Consider the following 18,468-nt stretch of genomic DNA (forward strand, 5'->3'; position numbering starts at 1 on the left):
ACAGAAAGGCGTTTTTCTTATTAAGTAGGACATAATAGTGGATGGCAAAGGAGGAATACTTGTGATTTCAATAGAGGGTTTAAATAAAATTTTTAAATCAAATAAAAGCAACATTACAGCAGTGGATGATTTAACCCTTGATATAAATGAAGGTGAGATTTTTGGTGTCATTGGCTACAGTGGTGCGGGTAAAAGTACATTTGTACGATTGCTCAATCGGCTGGAAGAACCTACTGGTGGGAAAATCGTCATTGATCAGCAGGAAATTACTGCATTAAATTCAAAACAACTTCGAGTGGCACGTCAGGAAATAGGCATGATTTTTCAACATTTTAATTTATTGTGGTCACGGACCGTAAAAGATAACATTGCATTTCCATTGGAGATTGCAGGCGTATCAAAAATTGAACGTGAAGAACGTGTTCAAGAATTAATCGAATTAGTTGGACTTGCAGGAAGAGAAAGTGCTTATCCCTCTCAGTTAAGTGGTGGGCAGAAGCAGCGTGTTGGGATAGCGAGGTCACTTGCAAATAATCCAAAAGTATTGCTGTGTGATGAAGCAACTTCAGCACTTGATCCGGAAACGACCAACTCGATATTAGATTTGTTAGTTGATATCAATAAAAAGCTTGGTTTAACGGTTATTCTAATTACTCATGAAATGCATGTGATTCGCAAAATATGTAATCAGGTAGCAGTAATGGAAGAAGGAAGAATCGTTGAACAAGGCGATGTTCTGGATGTTTTTTTACGACCTGAGAAGCCTGTTACAAAGAAATTCGTTGAGCAGGTTATGGGAACCAATGATGAAGATGATGGAGTTGCCCATTTAATTGATACTTATGATAGTGGTAAGCTTATTCGGCTTCATTTCATTGGTGAGACAACAAACCAGGCATTAATTAGTCAAGTTGCTAAGAGATTTGCAATTGATATTAACATTCTGCAAGGTAAGATCACCCAAACGCAGCGTGGTGCGTATGGAACACTATTTGTTCAGGCTGATGGTGAGTTGAGTGAAATCAATAAAGCTATAGACTTTATAACAAATGAGACCTCAGTTGAAATGGAGGTGGTTCGCGATGCTAACTAATATTTTCCCAAATTTGAATATGGAAGATTTATGGGTTGCCACGTACGAAACCTTTTACATGACCATCCTTTCATTATTTGGAACATTTATTTTCGGAATACTATTAGGGTTACTACTTTATCTGACGATGAAAGGGGGTATTTGGCAGAATAAACTTCTTAATTTAATCGTGGCATCAATCGTAAACGTATTTAGAGCGATTCCATTTATAATCTTGATATTACTTTTGTTCCCATTTACTGACTTTCTGATTGGAACCATTCGGGGACCAAATGCAGCATTACCAGCTTTAATCATTGGTGCGGCTCCATTTTATGGTCGACTTGTAGAGATTGCATTGAAGGAAGTTGATAAGGGAGTGATTGAAGCAGCGAAATCTATGGGTGCAAAGACTCGCACAATTATTTTTCGTGTATTACTTCCAGAATCAATGCCAGCACTTGTATCAGGACTTACTGTCACTGCAATTGCCTTGATTGGCTATACTGCAATGGCTGGTGTTATAGGGGCTGGTGGTTTAGGAAATTATGCATACTTTTTCGGATTCCAGCGACGTATGTTTGATGTCGTGTTTGTTTGTACCGTATTAATCGTAATCATTGTATTTATTTTTCAATTCATTGGGGATTTTATTACTAACAAATTAGATAAAAGATAAAGGAGAGAGATAAAATGAAAAAGATCTTGGTATTTGTATCTATATTTTTTGTACTAACGTTAGCAGCTTGTGGCGGTGATGAGTCCAGTTCAGATGATAATGTTATTAAGGTTGGGGCATCCAGTACTCCGCACGCACAAATTTTAGAGAAAGCTAAGCCTATTCTTAAGGAAAAAGGAATAACATTAAAGATTGAAGAGTACACTGACTATGTTTTACCAAATGAAGACCTTTCAAGTGGTGAACTTGACGCAAATTATTTCCAACATATTCCTTATTTAAATAAGCAAATTGCAGATATTGGCTATGATTTCACACACATTGGTGGAATTCACATTGAGCCAATTGGGATATATTCGAAAACAATTAATAGTGTTGACGAAGTTGCCAAAGGAACTGAAGTACTTATGAGCCGTTCTGTCGCTGATCATGGACGAGTACTATCCTTGTTAGAAAAGGAAGGGCTTATTAAGCTTTCTGAAAAAGTAGACAAAGTAGAGGCTACTACGGAAGATATTGTAGAGAACCCAAAAGATTTAAAATTCTCCTATGATTATGATGCAGCATTCTTACCAGAGCTATATGAGTCAGAAGAAAACACTTTAGTGGCGATCAATACCAATTATGCAATTGGCGCAGATTTGAATCCATTGGAAGACGCCTTGATTCTAGAAGGTGAAGAATCTCCATATGTAAATGTTGTTGCAGTTAAAACAGTAAATAAAGGTAATGAATCGTTAAACACATTAGTTGATGTACTGCACTCTGAGGAGATCCAAAACTTTATTTTAGAAGAGTTTGATGGTGCAGTAGTTCCAGTAAATGGAGAAGCGAAGTAATTTTATAGCGAATTTTGAGTAATTCATAGTAAATAGCAGTAATTAGCTCTATGTGTAAAGTAAAACTTGCTATCCATTTTCAACACTTCCATATATTATTCATTACGATTTTAAACGTTTAAATGCACTTTGTGTAGGGTATCGTCCTTGTGATATTCTTAATATTGTAATCAAATCGAAAGGATGATTCACTATTTATAGTGGGATTAAGATGAATTACACTCCAGAGATGGAGAAGGGAATGCAGCAAACGCATAAGATGTGTTATGCGGAGTATGAAAGAAAGTTAGAAAATCGCATTGCTGTTGAAAAAAGACGACAAAAAGAGTATGAACAATGTAAACATATGGTAGCTGAAATTGATAGCCACATTCATAATTAATAAATATTAATTGTGCTGGTATCCTAGTGTGGGGTACCAGCATTTTTTCTTAAAAAAATAATAATTAGAAATTAAATTAGAAAGTACATTCTCAGTTATTGCATATAATAGAGTGAAGAAATTCACAATTTTTCTCAAAACCAAACATATTTAATCAGCTAGAAATACACGTTTTTATTAGTATGAATGAGTTGATAATAAATTCGAAATGCTTTAAGATTATAATGAGAATAAATTGAGAATGGATGTAATATCCATTTGAAAGAAATAAGCACAAAATAGTAATTGGAGGTATCGACATGGCAGGATCAACACTAGAAATTAAAAATCTTCATGTTTCAATTGAAGGTAACCAAATATTAAAAGGTGTAAACCTTACGATAAAGGGTGGCGAGTTCCATGCAGTAATGGGGCCAAATGGTACTGGTAAATCAACACTTGCATCAGCTATCATGGGTCATCCAAAATTCGAAATCACTGAAGGAAATGTATACTTAGACGGTGAGGACGTATTGGAAATGGAAGTAGATGAGCGCGCACGTGCAGGTCTTTTCCTTGGAATGCAATATCCTAGTGAAATTAGTGGAGTAACAACATCTGATTTTCTTCGTTCATCTATAAATGCTCGCCGTGAAGAAGGCGATGAGATTTCTTTAATGAAGTTTATTAAAGAAATGGATAATGCATTAGACTTTCTTGAAATCGACAAAAACATGGCACAGCGTTATTTAAATGAAGGCTTCTCAGGCGGTGAGAAAAAGCGTAATGAAATTCTTCAATTAATGCTTATTAAACCAGAAATTGCAATTTTAGATGAAATTGATTCAGGTTTGGATATTGATGCATTAAAAGTAGTGTCCAAAGGAATTAATAAACTACGAGACGATAATTTTGGTTGCTTAATTATTACACACTATCAGCGTTTACTTAATTACATCACACCAGATAAAGTTCATGTTATGATGCAAGGCCGTGTTGTTAAATCAGGTGGACCTGAACTAGCAAAACGTCTTGAAGCTGAAGGTTATGACTGGATCAAAGAAGAACTAGGCATCGAAGACGAATCTCTTGAGCAAAAAGCGTAAAAGTTAGGAGGGGTAATATGACTGTTGAGACAAAGCTACCATACGATAAAGATTATATCAGCCAGTTTTCACAAGATAATAATGAACCGGAATGGATGAAATCATTACGCCTTCAAGCTTTAGAACAAGCTGATACACTGGAAATGCCTAAGCCTGATAAAACGAAAATAGGCAGATGGAATTTCAGTAAATTCAAACATGATGCAGCTAAAGGTGAGGAGATTTCGTCATTAGATAATTTACCAGCAGATATCCAGGATTTTCTTGATAAAGAAAATAAACAGGAAAACCTTGTAATACAGCGCAATCATACGGTTGCATATGCTTCGTTAAATGAAGAGCTGAAAAGTAAAGGCGTTATATTTACTGATATCTTTACGGCACTTCGTGAGCATGAAGATTTGGTTAAACGTTATTATATGAAGGACGCTGTTTCTGTTGATGAACATCGTTTGACCGCACTTCATACAGCATTGATGAACGGTGGCGTATTCGTATATGTACCTAAAAATGTACAGCTGGAAGAACCATTGCAAGTGATTTTTTGGCAGGAAGATCCTGAAGCGGCAATGTTTAATCATGTATTGGTTGTTGCTGATGATAATAGTTCTTTAACATATGTTGAGAATTATGTATCACAAAATAAAGAAGAAGAAACTGTGGCAAACATCGTTACGGAAGTTATTGCGCATAACAATGCGCAGGTTTCGTTTGGAGCGGTTGACAATTTTGCTGCTGGAACAACTTCTTATATTAACCGTCGTGGTGTCGCATATCGTGATGCAAAAATTGACTGGGCTTTAGGTCAAATGAATGATGGGAATACTGTTTCGGAAAACGTTACACATCTAGTTGGTGACAATTCTGAATCAAATGCGAAAACTGTTTCAGTTGGTCGCGGAAAGCAAATACAGAACTTCACAGCAAACATTGTTCACTTTGGTAAAGAATCTGAGGGACATATTTTACAACATGGTGTTATGAAGGACAGTGCAACATCTATATTTAATGGTATTGGAAAAATTGAACATGGTGCTTCAAAATCAAATGCTGAACAGGAATCACGCGTCTTGATGCTAAGTGAAAAAGCACGTGGTGATGCTAACCCAATTCTTCTAATCGATGAAGACGATGTTACAGCAGGTCACGCAGCGTCTGTTGGTCGTGTTGACCCGCTTCAATTATACTATTTGATGAGCCGTGGAATTACACAGAAAGAAGCAGAGCGTTTAATCATTCACGGTTTCCTTGCTCCAGTAGTAAATAGGCTGCCAATTGCTTCAGTTAAGGAACAGTTGACACAAGTAATTGAAAGGAAGGTATACTAATGGATGTAAAAGCCATAAGGCAGCAATTTCCTATTTTAGATCAGGAAGTTAATGGACATCCTTTAGTATATTTAGACTCATCTGCAACATCGCAAAAACCGTTGCAGGTGATAGAAGCCGTTGATGCCTATTATCGACAGGATAATTCCAATGTGCATCGCGGTGTTCATACACTGGGTACACGGGCTACTGACAAATATGAAGGTGCTCGTGAAAAGGTACGACGGTTTATTAATGCAAATAGTACTGCAGAAGTTATTTTCACACGTGGTACAACTACATCAATCAACACAGTTGCCTACAGTTATGCACGTGCCAATTTGAAAGCTGGAGATGAAATTGTAATCACTCCAATGGAACATCACAGTAATATAATACCTTGGCAACAAGCAGCTAAAGCTACAGGTGCAACACTAAAATATATACCATTACAACCTAATGGAACGTTTACATTGGACGATGTACGTGAGACAATAACAGGTAATACAAAAGTAGTTGCTGTTACACATGTATCCAATGTACTTGGAACTGTTAACCCGGTTAAAGAAGTTGCACAAATTGCTCATCAAAATGATGCAGTTACTGTAGTTGATGGTGCGCAGGGTGCACCACATATGAAAGTTGACGTGAAGGAATTGGATTGTGATTTTTATGCGTTCTCTGGTCATAAAATGTGTGGGCCAACTGGTATCGGGGTATTGTATGGTAAGAGAGAACTTCTTGAAGATATGGAGCCAGTCGAATTCGGTGGAGAGATGATAGACTTTGTTAATCTCTACGATTCAACATGGAAAGAATTGCCTTGGAAGTTTGAAGGTGGAACGCCTATTATTGCTGGTGCAATCGGATTAGGTGCAGCCATTGACTTTTTGAATGATGTTGGATTAGAGAATATAACAGCACATGAACAAAAGTTAGCTGATTATGCTCTCAAAAATTTAAGATCTATTGATGGTATTACTATATATGGTCCTGAAAAACGTGCAGCATTAGTTACATTTAATTTAGACGATGTACACCCACACGATACAGCCACTGTACTTGATGCAGAAGGAATAGCTGTTCGTGCAGGACATCATTGTGCACAGCCACTGATGAAATGGCTTGAGGTAGTAGCAACAGCACGTGCCAGCTTTTATTTGTATAATACAGAAGAAGATATTGATCGCTTAGTCGATGGACTTTTGAAAACAAAGGAGTATTTTGGTGATGTCTTTTAACAACCTTGATACATTATATAGACAGGTAATCATGGATCACTATAAGAATCCAAGAAATCGGGGTTCAGTTGAAGGTGACGCGCTAACTGTTGATATGAATAACCCAACATGTGGTGATCGGATTCAGCTTCAATTGCAAGTAGAAAATGGAGTTGTTCAAGATGCCAAGTTTGATGGTGAAGGTTGTTCAATCAGTATGTCATCTGCATCAATGATGACCCAAGCAGTTAAAGGAAAAAGACTTGAAGACGCGTTAGAAATGTCGAAAGCTTTTTCACAAATGATGCTTGGTGAAGAGATGGACTTAGGTGATACAGACCTTGGTGATATTGAAGCATTGCAAGGTGTTTCAAAATTTCCAGCAAGAATTAAATGTGCAACTCTTGCTTGGAAAGCAATGGAAAAAGGTGTTCAAGAATAGTAGGTAGCTAACGGATGATGGAGTTATTGCCGGTTATACGCAATGCCGTATCGGTACTAGTACGTCCCAAAACACCTGAAGGAGGTTTTTTACATGGCAAAGCAAATGCCAGAAATGGAAGAGTATAAATATGGCTTTCATGATAAAGACGTTTCGGTTTTCCGCTCTGGAAAAGGACTTACGCAAGAGGTAGTTGAAGAAATCTCAAGAATGAAAGAAGAACCTCAATGGATGCTGGATTATCGTTTGAAAGCATTGAATCAATTCTATAAGATGCCAATGCCACAATGGGGTGGAGATCTTTCTGAATTGAACTTTGATGAGATTATCTACTATGTTAAGCCATCCGAAAGAACAGAGAAATCATGGGATGAAGTACCTGATGAAATCAAACAGACATTTGATAAATTAGGTATTCCTGAAGCTGAACAAAAATATCTTGCTGGTGTATCTGCACAGTATGAATCTGAGGTAGTATACCACAGCTTAAAACAAGACTTATCTGATATGGGTATCATATTTAAGGATACGGATACTGCGCTCAAGGAAAACGAAGATCTTTTCAGACAATATTTTGGAAAGGTTATTCCAGCGTCAGATAACAAATTTTCCGCATTAAATTCAGCAGTATGGTCTGGCGGATCGTTCATCTATGTTCCAAAGGGTGTGCAAACGACAACACCTCTACAAGCATATTTCCGTATAAACTCGGAAAATATGGGACAGTTTGAACGTACACTTATCATCGCTGATGAAGGTTCATCTGTACACTATGTTGAAGGTTGTACAGCACCAGTTTATACAACGAATTCACTGCACAGTGCGGTCGTTGAAATCTTTGTTCATAAAGATGCATATTGCCGTTATACAACAATTCAGAACTGGGCAAATAACGTTTATAACTTGGTTACTAAACGTGCCACTGCTGATGCAAATGCAACAATGGAATGGATTGATGGTAACATCGGTTCTAAGTTGACAATGAAATATCCATCTATCATCTTAAAAGGTGAAGGTGCACGTGGTAATACACTTTCAATTGCAATTGCCGGCCGTGGCCAGCACCAGGATGCTGGTGCTAAAATGCATCACCTTGCACCGAATACTTCTTCCACTATCGTTTCGAAGTCAATTTCAAAACAAGGTGGTAAAGTATCGTATCGGGGTATTGTTAATTTTGGACGAAAAGCATCCGGTGCACGTTCTAACATTGAGTGTGATACGTTAATTATGGATAACGAATCAACATCCGATACAATTCCATATAACGAAATTAATAATGACAATATTTCCTTGGAACACGAAGCAAAAGTTTCCAAAGTTTCTGAAGAGCAGTTGTTCTACCTTATGAGTAGAGGACTTGGTGAAGAAGAAGCTACCGAGATGATTGTAATGGGCTTTATCGAGCCATTTACAAAAGAACTTCCAATGGAATATGCCGTAGAAATGAACCGCCTAATCAAATTTGAAATGGAAGGTTCAATCGGCTAAACTGTAGAAAGCCTTGATATGACTTTGTCATATCAAGGCTTTTTTCGTTGTGCAGAACCAGAATTTTGAGATACACTTTTTAGCTCAGTTTATTGAAAATGGTGATCAGGTTTAAGGAATAATATATAAATAGCATCTAAAGCAAGTCCTCCAGAGTTAAATGAATTACTTGTCATTTCCCTTTGGTATCCTATTTTTAGATAATACTATAAGGGGCACTTGTTTTCGAGAAAGTCATTCAGTAAGCTAATTTAAATGATTATTGTTTATTGTACATTAATCACCGAATTAATGTACAAATAACAATCGATTAAATACCTCGTGGATAAGTTCATTTGGGTGTTCTGTCATCTCCTTTGATCTCCAGGCAATAAAGCCATCGGGACGTATTAGCACTGCTCCTTCCATACCAACGTCATATTTCTTTCTAAAACTATTACTATAATCCTTCAATTCTCCGTTTTGACCAATTCTATAGCATCTCACTTGCTTAGCCCATTTGGATTGCTGGATTGCATTTTCCCATTTTTCACCATCTACCCCAGTAAGAACAACCCACTGATCCAAAAATAAGTCAATTGTTGAAACAATTTGACCGTTATTCTCTAAATTTAGGTGAGGTGCACGCCCTCCAGGTCGAACTGTAGGATTATTTACATCCTCAAATACTTCCTGATTGGTTTGCCCGGTTTCATGGATAAGACAACCGTTTTGATAACGGTATCCAAATACCACATTATTGTCGGGAATGATTTTCTCTACAGGGGGCAGTTTGTTACTTGGGTCTTTAAACCAGGCTTGAAGTCGCGCTAAGGCTTGTTGCATGGTTTGATAGGCAATTGGTTGTCGTTCTTGTCCATACGTGTTTAATAATTCTGCTCCTGCTATTCCTTTAATAACAGACTCAAGCTTCCAAGCAAGATTATAAGCATCATGAATTCCAGTATTTCCACTAAATCCACCTGTTGGAGGGATGACATGAGCAGTATCACCAATAAAAAAGACCCTTTCATACACAAACTTGTCGGATATAAAAGCTGCAGCTTCCCAAGGTTTTATATTTACAATGTTTAAGTTTACATCATCTCTTCCTAATCCTCTTTTAATTAATTCCTTACATCGTTCATCTGTATAGTCACTTGGTTTTTCTCCCTCTTGAGGAAAATACTGAACTGACATCGACCAGCGTTTTGTTCCTTCTCTAGGTACCAAGGTACCATTAATGTCCTCAAGAATTGAGGCAGTGAAATAGCAACCATTTATTGCTGGTAGTGCATCTGTGTCAAAAATGACATTTAACCAATTTTGAAGGATACCAGGTCCTTGTCGACTTACACCTAATTTTTCTCTCGTTTTGCCATTTGATCCATCTGCTGCAATGACATAGGAAGCATGGATCTCTGAAGTTTGCTCAGTAGATTGATTTTTAATCAATACTTTAACCTTACCCATCCCCTGTCTAATATCCGTAACCTCTGTATTAAATCTGATATCCGCTCCCAGTTTTACTGCTTTTTTCTTTAAAATCGGTTCTAATCGGTCCTGTTCACATTCTGCATGGCGTGTTGGACTAATCTGGCTAGTATCGGCCTGTTCAATTTCCATGATTTTGTGATCCTCATCGGCTAGATTTTTTGCCATGACTACAATATTGGATTCTCTTCTTGGACGTTGCTTTCTAATGGCGTCTTCGATGCCTACATTACGGTACAACTCCATTGAACGTGCAGAAATCCCGCTGAACTTATATTGAATGGAAGTCGTTTGATGCTTTTCAATAACAATACAGTCTATATTGCGATAGGCTAAAAACAATGCAACTGACAATCCACTTAATCCACCGCCAATGATGAGTACAGAAGTTTTTGTTTTCATCTAATACATCCTCCTTTTTAATATATGTTTTGTCTTAAATTAGCATAAAATAAAATTATAAACTCTCTCTAAAGAAAATCTAAATTTTTTCTTAAATGGTGGTCCGTGATAGAGGATATCATAAGCTTATAATTCGTGTATTGTGAATAAAGATCTTCAGCAAAACAAACTTAATGGTGCAACGAATAAAGCTTACTTTTTTAACGTTAAATTGAGAAATTAGGCTTATAATATTAAAAATTCCTTAACGTTGTAGTTTCACTTTCTTTTGAAGCTATAAAAGAAAAAGATGACAGATATTCAAATTTAAAGTATAGATATGGGAATAGAATATTCTGGTGTAAATAAATTTATATAAATCTTGTGATAGGAATAAGAAATTAATTGAACTTGTATAAGAAATGTTACTTTTTGCGAAGATACTCTGTTCGGTTGGAATAATTGCCAGTATATTGATATCGATTCTTCAAGAAATGGGCTATTCTTTATAACGGGGAATAGATTTTTCATATTGAGTAAAGGAAGTATTAATCCGAAGAGATAGAACTATCTTTATAGATTAAACACCTTAGTTGCACTTATGCAGATATAAAGTATATATTTTATTAACTGCACCTTAATATAACATTGTCATGAAAACGTATTTTGTTTTCTTAGGTCCACTTATACCACTTCTACAACTACAATCGTATGTCGTAGCCAAAAAGTGGCATCAAAATAAACTTTTCATATGACACCTATTTCACTTTAGGTTCGATAATAGTAGTAGAAGGAAGACATTAATGATAAGTAGATATTCCAACAGAAATCAACAGCATTATGATGTATTTCATCCTTAATCAGTGCTACTATTGTGGTAGAAGCGAACAAGATTGAGGGGGTAGTATTTGGTTTATATTATTTGTGTTTTAATTGCTGTTATATCAGCATTTATTGGAAGTCTTATTGGACTGGGCGGTGGAATCATTTTAATCCCCAGCCTATTAATCATGTATCAGAATTTTGATTCATTTGCGTGGGCAACCCCGCAGATGATTGTTGGTATATCATTAATTGCCATGGTATTTACTGCGTTTTCATCCACAATCTCCTATTATAAGGAGAGAAGGGTTGATTATCGATTAGGATTGCTGCTTTTGACTGGGAGTATTCCTGGTGGTATTTTTGGGTCATGGCTAAATCAGTTTGTCGATTCGGATAAATTCACCCTCTATTTCGGATTATTGATGATCACTTTATCACTATCATTTCTAATAAAGCGAAAACAGCCTAAATCTAAATCAGGTGATACATATCAATACAATGTATCTATTTGGCCAGCGTTTATAATTTCTTTAGGGGTTGGTATATTATCAGGCATGTTTGGTATAGGTGGTGGCTCAATAATGGTCCCGGTGATGATTCTTTTATTTGGATTACCCGTGCATATAGCCACAGCGACATCAATGTTTATGATATTATTCATTAGTATTATTAGTGCAAGCACGCACATTGCTTTAGGCCATGTTGCTTGGGAGTATGTATTCTTTTTTATTCCCGGTGCATGGATAGGCGGTACAATTGGTGCTAAAATAAATCAGAAAATTAATGGTAATATACTTGAATGGTTTATAAGGATTATCTTAATTGTAATAGGAATTCGGCTTATTATTGATGGAATAATGTAAGGAGTATATAACATGCAGGAGAAACTTTATTTTTATTATACAAACGATTTACATAGTTACTTTGAAAATTGGTCCCGTGTTGCCGGATATCTGAAAGAAGAAAAGGAACGGAAAACAGCTGAAGGAAACTCATGCTGGTTAATCGATATAGGAGATCATGTAGATCGTGTAAATCCGATTGCAGAAGCCTTTATGGGGAAGGCAAATGTGAGCTTAATGAACGATGTAGGTTATGACCTAGCTACAATCGGCAATAATGAAGGCATAACTTTGACCCATGATGATTTGCACCATTTATATGATGATGCTAATTTTCAGGTAGTTTGTGCGAACATGCAAAGTCTTACTGGCACTGAACCAAATTGGCTGCAGCCAACTGTAGAAATTAAGTCAGTTAATGGTGTTCGGATTGGTATTATTGGATTGACTGCTCCATTTAATGCATTTTATGAGCTGCTTGATTGGCATATATCTATACCTCTTCAAGCATTGGAAGAGCATATAACAAAATTAAAAGAATCTACTGATGTCATCATTTTGTTATCTCATCTTGGCATTACGGAAGATCAGGAAATTGCACGCAGGTTCGATGATATTGATATTATTATTGGTGGTCATACACATCATTTACTGCGTACTGGAGAAATGATTAACAATACAATCATAACTGCTGCTGGTAAACATTGTACATTTGTTGGTGAAGTTATCTTAACATGGGATCATTCACTTCAAAAACTGGTAAAAAAGGAAGCATATACAAAAGATACAACACATATGGCGAAGGATCTACACACGGAACAGACCTTAATTGAACTGACAGAGAAAGCTGATAAAATCCTTGGTGAAACAGTGGTTCATCTTGATAACCCAGTTGAAATAAAGTGGTTCAGACATACACATGTGATGCAAAAACTAACTGACACATTACGTGAATGGACTAAAGCGGATGTTGCGATGCTAAATGCAGGTGTGCTGCTAGACCAATTGCCAGCCGGTAACATTACCTACAAGGATATTCATCGGATATGCCCACATCCGATAAATCCGTGTGTTGTAGAATTAAAGGGAGATGAACTGCTTGAGGTAGTTCGGGCTTCCTTTACAAAAGAATTAACGGAGCTTAAATTGAAAGGATTCGGTTTCCGGGGTGAGGTAATTGGAAGAATGATCTATTCTGGTTTGAAAGTAGATACATTTTATCGGGAAGATGGACATGAATACGTTGAACAGGTTACCTGGAATGGTGAGGCCCTAGATCAAAATAAATCCTATACAGTTGCAACAGCAGATACGTTTACGTTTGGACGTTTACTGCCAGAAGTAGCTAAATCGGAAACAAAGAAATATTTTTTACCTGAATTTCTTCGTGATTTATTAGCACAGACGCTGCGAAATGATTTTGTGTGACAAATAACCTCCCCAGTGCATAAGATATTGTGTACATTATGAGGGAGGAATAAACGTTAAATGATTACTGTAAATCCTTTGGAAGTGAACGGTATGTTTTTTACTGCGATTACGGTAGAATTACCTAAAACAAATTTATTAATGATCTCCAATGAGGTAGGATACATCATGTGCGGCGCACTGGATGTAGATTTATTAAACAATGTGCTGGCGGATAGAAAAGTAATAGCGGGGCGTGCAGTAGGTGTCAAAACCATTGATGAATTATTAAATGCGCCACTGGAAAAGATTACCGATGCCTCAAAAGTATACGGATGGGAATCAGGGATGATAGGGAAAGAAGCACTAGACAAAATATCATAACGACATGTCTTCCAAAGTGGAAGGCATTTTATTTATGAAGTTAAACAAGCATAAATCCTTTCTTACTGCATAAGTGCAACTAAGGCATTCGCCTAAAGGCTTGGCAAATGCCAAGTTTTCTAAACTTTTTATAGCATTTTTAGATATTATTTGATATTATTTTAATGGATGTTTGTCGAATTAAAACGAAAAATGTCGGACAAGGTGAAGTAGGGAGCACATTATGAGACTTGTAAGTACGAAATCTATTCAACCTGGCACCACTCTTGCACAAACCATATATAATGATAATGGTCAGGTATTAATACAAAAAGGTCTAGGTTTAACAGAGAGAGTTATCAGGCGACTTATTAACCTAGGTATAACATATGTTTACATAAAAGATGAATTAACAGATGATATTCATATTGAATCTCCAATTTCAGAAAAACTACGGATGGAGGCATCCAATACTATAAAAGAAACTTTCTCTAAAATGAGACAGGATGGATATATGAATAACTCACATATATTGAATAAACAAGGAAAAAAACTGACAGATATAGTTCAGCAGATTATGGAAGAGATACAAAACAATTCAGATACTGTATCATTACTTGCTGATATCTTTGTGACAGATGATTATATTTTTCAGCATTCCATAAATGTAACTATTTACTCGATTGCAATAGGGATTGAATTAGGTCTGTCCAAAAAAGAGTTATCCGAAATTGGTACTGGTGCAATGCTGCATGATGTTGGTAAAGTATTTATCGATCAGGATATATTGCAGAAACCTGACAAGCTTGATAGTGATGAATTTGAAATTATTAAAAGCCATACACAGCTAGGATACGATTTTTTAAGAAAGCAACTTGATCTACCATTATTAGTAGCCCATTGCGCATACCAACATCATGAACGTTTGGATGGATCAGGCTATCCGCGTGGTATTGAGGGAGACCAATTGCATAAGTATGCTAAACTTATCGGTGTCGCTGACGTTTTCGATGCTGTTACAAGTAATCGAGTATATCGGGATGCGAAGCTGCCGCACGAAGGCTTAGAAGTGTTATATGCTGGTGCAATAAAGTTATTTGATAAAGAGATAGTTGAAGCATTTAAGAAAAGTGTAGCTGTATATCCGAATGGACTGACTGTTAAATTAAGTGATGGCAGAAATGGTATTGTTGCGCAGCAGAATAACCATCTATGTGATCGCCCTATTATTCGAGTCTTTAAGGAAAATGGCATGGAAGTTGAACCATATGAAATTGATTTAGCAATAATACTTAATGTGACAATTACGTCGTGTAATCTGGAATCATAATTGCAAAATATTGAATTCTAACCTCCTTTAAACAAGCATAAGTTGTTTTATAAGGGGGTTTTTATGTTGAGGCAGCCCATCATCAGGAGGAAAAGGAATCCACGGACACCACCTCCCGTGAAAAATATTTTTGTAATTACTTTGATATTATTTGTTTTCATGACATCGATTAGTATATGGGTAATAGATAAAGGGATTAAACCAACTTTGATGAGAATAGCCGAGGTAAAAACAACCGAATTTGCTACCCGAGCTATAAATACTGCTGTACGGTTTGCAGAAAATTATAATTTTGAAGACCTTATTTCAATGACTGAGGATAATGAAGGGAATATAACTACATATGGCTGGAATTCAGCAGTAGTTAGTGAAATAAATAGGGTGTCAACAGATCGTGTAGAAGAGTTCTTTATTAGTATGAATGAAGGAAGGCAGCCAAGATATGAGGAATCATTGAATGATCCTATCGAGTATGATGGCGGTGCAGAAAATCTTCCAAAAAAAGATCCGACCGTAGTGGAGATACCCCTTGGTCAGGCTACTGGTAATTCTGTACTTGCCAATTTGGGGCCGAAAATACCTGTTAATCTGGAACTTGTTGGTAATGTACAAACGGATGTTGTCCGTGATATAAAAGACCTTGGAATAAATGGCGCGTTAGTAACAATTTATATTATTGTAGAGGCAGACGTACAAATAGTTATCCCATTCACTACTGACCTTACAAGAGTTTCAACAAAAATTTATATTGATTCAAGAGTTGTTATGGGTGATGTACCAGAATTTTTCAGTGGTAGTGGCGATGGAGATCCATCAATTTCCATAGATAAGGACTCATTGCTAGAAGATGAATAATTTGCTATAATGTGTTAAGAAAATTTAATATGGCTAACCTTATCAGATCGGTGAGGTAGAGGTGCAGAAAACATGAGTAGTCAGTTGGAGGTTGACCATCAATGAAGGCTGATGAAAGGGTTTTTTGCCGAAGTGTAATGATAGTCAAGTCATTATTGCTGGTATGTTTTTGAATAAAAGATATACTGCCATGCTAATACTTAGTGCATGGAGAACTACTGATCGAAATGGAGGATAACGTATACTGTATAAGCAATGGTAGGTTATTTTCTATCATTGCTTTTTTGTGTCTTTTTTTTACTTTAGGCTGTTTTCTAAAAGACTGTTGTTTTATCAAAGCAATGAAATCATTACGTAGTTGATATAGACTGCGACACAATGTTGAAAAACTCCACTCCGGAAATACACTACGCTTTCCGCGGGCGGCTGTCGAGCCTCCTCGTGCTGCGCACTGCGTGGTCAGGGAGCCGCATTAAATACTACAAGACCGGTTACCCTTAGTCTGTGTCGTAGTTTATATCAACTGTGAAGATTAAAAAGCAACAAAAGCTATGTAAATAGCCTTACCTTTAGAAGATATAACAGTATAACGAGGGCTTTCACTAGTAATTTCTGGTGATAAGCTAATATACTCACATCGAATCTCTTTCATCATGCACTTCATCAAAGAAATGGAGGAAAGAACATGGAAGGAACAATTTTTTCAATAATTCCAGCAGTTATTATGTTAGTACTTGTATTACTAACGAGAAAGGTATTGCTGTCTTTAGGGGCAGGAATAATTGTCGGAGCTTTATTTATTCATGATTTTGCAGTAGTCGATTCTATTCAGGAAATAGGTATAATTTTTTATAATATTTTTATTTCGGATGGATCGATTAACATTGGTAATATTTACTTATTGAGCTTTTTATTGCTTCTAGGGATGCTGACAGCGTTTTTGACAGCGTCAGGAGGAAGCAGAGCCTTTGGAGACTGGATGATTAATAGGGTTAGGACACGTAATGGTGCTCAAGTAATGACAGCAATTATGGGGCTAATTATTTTTATAGATGATTACTTTAATAGTCTGGCTGTAGGGCAAATTGCGAGACCATTAACAGACCGGCATAAAATTTCTCGGGCAAAGCTTGCATACTTTATTGATTCGACATCAGCACCGGTGACCGTAATTTCACCAATATCAAGCTGGGGAGCTTATATTATTGGTATTATTGGAGGGCTGCTTGCCACAAACGAAATAACCAATATTCAACCCCTTGAAGCATTTATTACAATGATCCCACTTAACTTTTATGCGTTTACCGCAATATTGCTCGTCTTTTTAGTTGCATTTCTTAAAATGGATATAGGAGCAATGCGTAAACATGAAGATCGGGCTAAAACGGAAGGGAAGTTGCTTAAACCCGGTGAAAGTAATGTACCGGGAGATCTTAGTGATGCTTTCGAACCACATCAACAGGGAAGAATTTACCATTTATTAGTTCCGATTGGTGTTTTAATTGTGGCTACTGTTACGGCAATGGTTTTAACAGGTATGAATGCAAGTGGAGCTAAGGTTACGATTATAACAACTTTTGCAAATACGAATGTTAACCTTTCATTATTTTTGGGAGGAATTGCGTCAGTATTAACCGCCTTAGTATTCCATCTCCAGCAAGGACAACCAAAAGCTAATTGGGAAAAAATTCTGTTCGAGGGTATCAAAACAATGCTTCCTGCCATTTATATATTGCTGCTTGCCTGGATGATTGGTTCTGTAATTGGGACCCTTGAAACAGGTCAATATCTAGCACAGATTGTTAGCGATGCTTCAATCAGTTCAGCATTTTTGCCACTGTTGTTCTTTATTATTGCAGGCCTGATGGCATTAGCAACAGGTACATCGTGGGGAACATTTGGGATTATGCTGCCAATTGCAGCGGAAGTAGCAGTTATAACAGACGTTTCAATGTTGCTTCCAGCTCTATCTGCTGTATTGGCAGGGTCTGTCTTTGGTGATCACTGTACACCAATATCAGATACAACCATATTATCATCCACAGGTGCAGGCAGTAACCATATTGATCACGTTTTGACACAGCTTCCATATGCTCTTATCGCAGCATTTGCTTCAGCAATTGGTTTCTTAATAATTGGTATAACCAATCAAGTAGTTTTTGCTCTGTTAGCTGCATTAATTGTAGTAGTTTTGGTTGGATTCGTTATTCAGTTTTTCAACAAAACAAAATAGAAAATCCAGGAAAAATAGGTCATTATGATAAGTATAAATAACTTTCGTGATGGCCTATTTCTTCATATTTATAGAGAATTTTATTTAACGAAAATAAAGTGAATACAGAAAATTTCAATATTACTTTGACATAGTCAAAAAGTACCGTTATAATACAAACATCAATATCAGAATAAAATAAAGATTGTAAACATTCCTTGTTACTCTCATACATATACTTAGGATGTAATAAGGAAGAAAAA

16 protein-coding genes, 1 pseudogene and 1 riboswitch are annotated in these 18,468 nt (G+C 36.6%); of the genes and pseudogenes, 16 read left to right on the top strand and 1 reads right to left on the bottom strand.

Going from position 1 to position 18,468, the window contains the following annotated elements; translation table 11 throughout:
* The first annotated feature begins 61 nt into the window (after positions 1 to 61).
* The 9 genes from BMY13_RS05930 (at position 62) to sufB (ending at position 8,517) form a co-directional block, all read left to right on the top strand.
* Positions 62 to 1,093 (top strand): methionine ABC transporter ATP-binding protein, encoded by a 1,032-nt coding sequence (locus BMY13_RS05930; RefSeq protein ID WP_092503243.1) that lies wholly within the window; start codon positions 62 to 64, stop codon positions 1,091 to 1,093.
* A complete protein-coding gene (locus BMY13_RS05935; protein ID WP_092503246.1) occupies positions 1,083 to 1,751 on the top strand; it encodes a methionine ABC transporter permease in 669 nt (222 codons plus the stop codon). The genes BMY13_RS05930 and BMY13_RS05935 overlap by 11 nt, the downstream gene beginning before the upstream one ends.
* Positions 1,752 to 1,765: 14 nt before the next feature.
* Positions 1,766 to 2,590: a MetQ/NlpA family ABC transporter substrate-binding protein gene (locus BMY13_RS05940; RefSeq protein WP_092503248.1), complete on the top strand. Its 825-nt coding sequence runs from the start codon at positions 1,766 to 1,768 to the stop codon at positions 2,588 to 2,590.
* A 211-nt stretch (positions 2,591 to 2,801) separates the two neighbouring features.
* Positions 2,802 to 2,972 carry a YuzK family famiily protein gene (locus BMY13_RS19435; RefSeq protein WP_175476722.1) on the top strand — a complete coding sequence of 57 codons (171 nt, stop codon included), beginning with the start codon at positions 2,802 to 2,804 and terminating at the stop codon, positions 2,970 to 2,972.
* Between the two features lie 299 nt (positions 2,973 to 3,271).
* The gene (gene sufC, locus BMY13_RS05945; protein WP_092492093.1) at positions 3,272 to 4,057 is read left to right on the top strand and encodes a Fe-S cluster assembly ATPase SufC; all 786 of its coding nucleotides are present in this window, start codon (positions 3,272 to 3,274) and stop codon (positions 4,055 to 4,057) included.
* A gap of 17 nt (positions 4,058 to 4,074) precedes the next feature.
* On the top strand, positions 4,075 to 5,385 hold the full coding sequence (gene sufD, locus BMY13_RS05950) for a Fe-S cluster assembly protein SufD (RefSeq protein ID WP_092492094.1): 1,311 nt from the start codon (positions 4,075 to 4,077) through the stop codon (positions 5,383 to 5,385).
* Positions 5,385 to 6,605, top strand: a complete 1,221-nt coding sequence (locus BMY13_RS05955) for a cysteine desulfurase (protein WP_092503250.1) — start codon at positions 5,385 to 5,387, stop codon at positions 6,603 to 6,605. The genes sufD and BMY13_RS05955 overlap by 1 nt, the downstream gene beginning before the upstream one ends.
* The gene (gene sufU, locus BMY13_RS05960; RefSeq protein ID WP_092492096.1) at positions 6,595 to 7,026 is read left to right on the top strand and encodes a Fe-S cluster assembly sulfur transfer protein SufU; all 432 of its coding nucleotides are present in this window, start codon (positions 6,595 to 6,597) and stop codon (positions 7,024 to 7,026) included. Before BMY13_RS05955 ends, sufU begins: the two co-directional genes overlap by 11 nt.
* A gap of 93 nt (positions 7,027 to 7,119) precedes the next feature.
* Positions 7,120 to 8,517 (top strand): Fe-S cluster assembly protein SufB, encoded by a 1,398-nt coding sequence (gene sufB, locus BMY13_RS05965; protein WP_092492097.1) that lies wholly within the window; start codon positions 7,120 to 7,122, stop codon positions 8,515 to 8,517.
* Between the two features lie 288 nt (positions 8,518 to 8,805).
* On the opposite strand, the gene BMY13_RS05970 is transcribed toward sufB, so the two are convergent.
* Positions 8,806 to 10,392 (bottom strand): FAD-dependent monooxygenase, encoded by a 1,587-nt coding sequence (locus BMY13_RS05970; protein WP_092503252.1) that lies wholly within the window; start codon positions 10,390 to 10,392, stop codon positions 8,806 to 8,808.
* Between the two features lie 291 nt (positions 10,393 to 10,683).
* Between BMY13_RS05970 and BMY13_RS20045 the strand changes: the two are divergent.
* The 7 genes and pseudogenes from BMY13_RS20045 to BMY13_RS06000 form a co-directional block, all read left to right on the top strand.
* Positions 10,684 to 10,781: pseudogene (locus BMY13_RS20045) on the top strand (IS200/IS605 family transposase); the annotation flags it as partial.
* Between the two features lie 498 nt (positions 10,782 to 11,279).
* On the top strand, positions 11,280 to 12,059 hold the full coding sequence (locus BMY13_RS05975; protein ID WP_092503255.1) for a sulfite exporter TauE/SafE family protein: 780 nt from the start codon (positions 11,280 to 11,282) through the stop codon (positions 12,057 to 12,059).
* Positions 12,060 to 12,071: 12 nt separating this feature from the next.
* Positions 12,072 to 13,466, top strand: a complete 1,395-nt coding sequence (locus BMY13_RS05980) for a bifunctional metallophosphatase/5'-nucleotidase (RefSeq protein WP_092503258.1) — start codon at positions 12,072 to 12,074, stop codon at positions 13,464 to 13,466.
* A gap of 60 nt (positions 13,467 to 13,526) precedes the next feature.
* Positions 13,527 to 13,829 (top strand): YunC family protein, encoded by a 303-nt coding sequence (locus BMY13_RS05985; protein ID WP_092492101.1) that lies wholly within the window; start codon positions 13,527 to 13,529, stop codon positions 13,827 to 13,829.
* 223 nt (positions 13,830 to 14,052) lie between these two features.
* The gene (locus tag BMY13_RS05990) at positions 14,053 to 15,138 is read left to right on the top strand and encodes an HD-GYP domain-containing protein (RefSeq protein WP_092503260.1); all 1,086 of its coding nucleotides are present in this window, start codon (positions 14,053 to 14,055) and stop codon (positions 15,136 to 15,138) included.
* Between the two features lie 63 nt (positions 15,139 to 15,201).
* Positions 15,202 to 15,993 (top strand): sporulation protein YunB, encoded by a 792-nt coding sequence (gene yunB, locus BMY13_RS05995; RefSeq protein WP_092503262.1) that lies wholly within the window; start codon positions 15,202 to 15,204, stop codon positions 15,991 to 15,993.
* A 48-nt stretch (positions 15,994 to 16,041) separates the two neighbouring features.
* A riboswitch (Lysine riboswitch) is annotated at positions 16,042 to 16,219 on the top strand.
* 459 nt (positions 16,220 to 16,678) lie between these two features.
* Positions 16,679 to 18,226: a Na+/H+ antiporter NhaC family protein gene (locus BMY13_RS06000; protein ID WP_092503264.1), complete on the top strand. Its 1,548-nt coding sequence runs from the start codon at positions 16,679 to 16,681 to the stop codon at positions 18,224 to 18,226.
* Positions 18,227 to 18,468: the final 242 nt, after the last annotated feature.

The sequence above is a fragment of the Virgibacillus subterraneus genome (genome assembly GCF_900110695.1).
GTDB lineage: Bacteria > Bacillota > Bacilli > Bacillales > Amphibacillaceae > Lentibacillus > Lentibacillus subterraneus.

Coding starts and splice junctions, on each gene's coding strand:
- BMY13_RS05935 (WP_092503246.1), top strand. CDS start 1,083: ATGCTAACTAATATTTTCCCAAATTTGAATATGGAAGATTTATGGGTT.
- BMY13_RS05940 (WP_092503248.1), top strand. CDS start 1,766: ATGAAAAAGATCTTGGTATTTGTATCTATATTTTTTGTACTAACGTTA.
- BMY13_RS19435 (WP_175476722.1), top strand. CDS start 2,802: ATGAATTACACTCCAGAGATGGAGAAGGGAATGCAGCAAACGCATAAG.
- sufC (WP_092492093.1), top strand. CDS start 3,272: ATGGCAGGATCAACACTAGAAATTAAAAATCTTCATGTTTCAATTGAA.
- sufD (WP_092492094.1), top strand. CDS start 4,075: ATGACTGTTGAGACAAAGCTACCATACGATAAAGATTATATCAGCCAG.
- BMY13_RS05955 (WP_092503250.1), top strand. CDS start 5,385: ATGGATGTAAAAGCCATAAGGCAGCAATTTCCTATTTTAGATCAGGAA.
- sufU (WP_092492096.1), top strand. CDS start 6,595: ATGTCTTTTAACAACCTTGATACATTATATAGACAGGTAATCATGGAT.
- sufB (WP_092492097.1), top strand. CDS start 7,120: ATGGCAAAGCAAATGCCAGAAATGGAAGAGTATAAATATGGCTTTCAT.
- BMY13_RS05970 (WP_092503252.1), bottom strand. CDS start 10,392: ATGAAAACAAAAACTTCTGTACTCATCATTGGCGGTGGATTAAGTGGA.
- BMY13_RS05980 (WP_092503258.1), top strand. CDS start 12,072: ATGCAGGAGAAACTTTATTTTTATTATACAAACGATTTACATAGTTAC.
- BMY13_RS05985 (WP_092492101.1), top strand. CDS start 13,527: ATGATTACTGTAAATCCTTTGGAAGTGAACGGTATGTTTTTTACTGCG.
- BMY13_RS05990 (WP_092503260.1), top strand. CDS start 14,053: ATGAGACTTGTAAGTACGAAATCTATTCAACCTGGCACCACTCTTGCA.
- yunB (WP_092503262.1), top strand. CDS start 15,202: ATGTTGAGGCAGCCCATCATCAGGAGGAAAAGGAATCCACGGACACCA.
- BMY13_RS06000 (WP_092503264.1), top strand. CDS start 16,679: ATGGAAGGAACAATTTTTTCAATAATTCCAGCAGTTATTATGTTAGTA.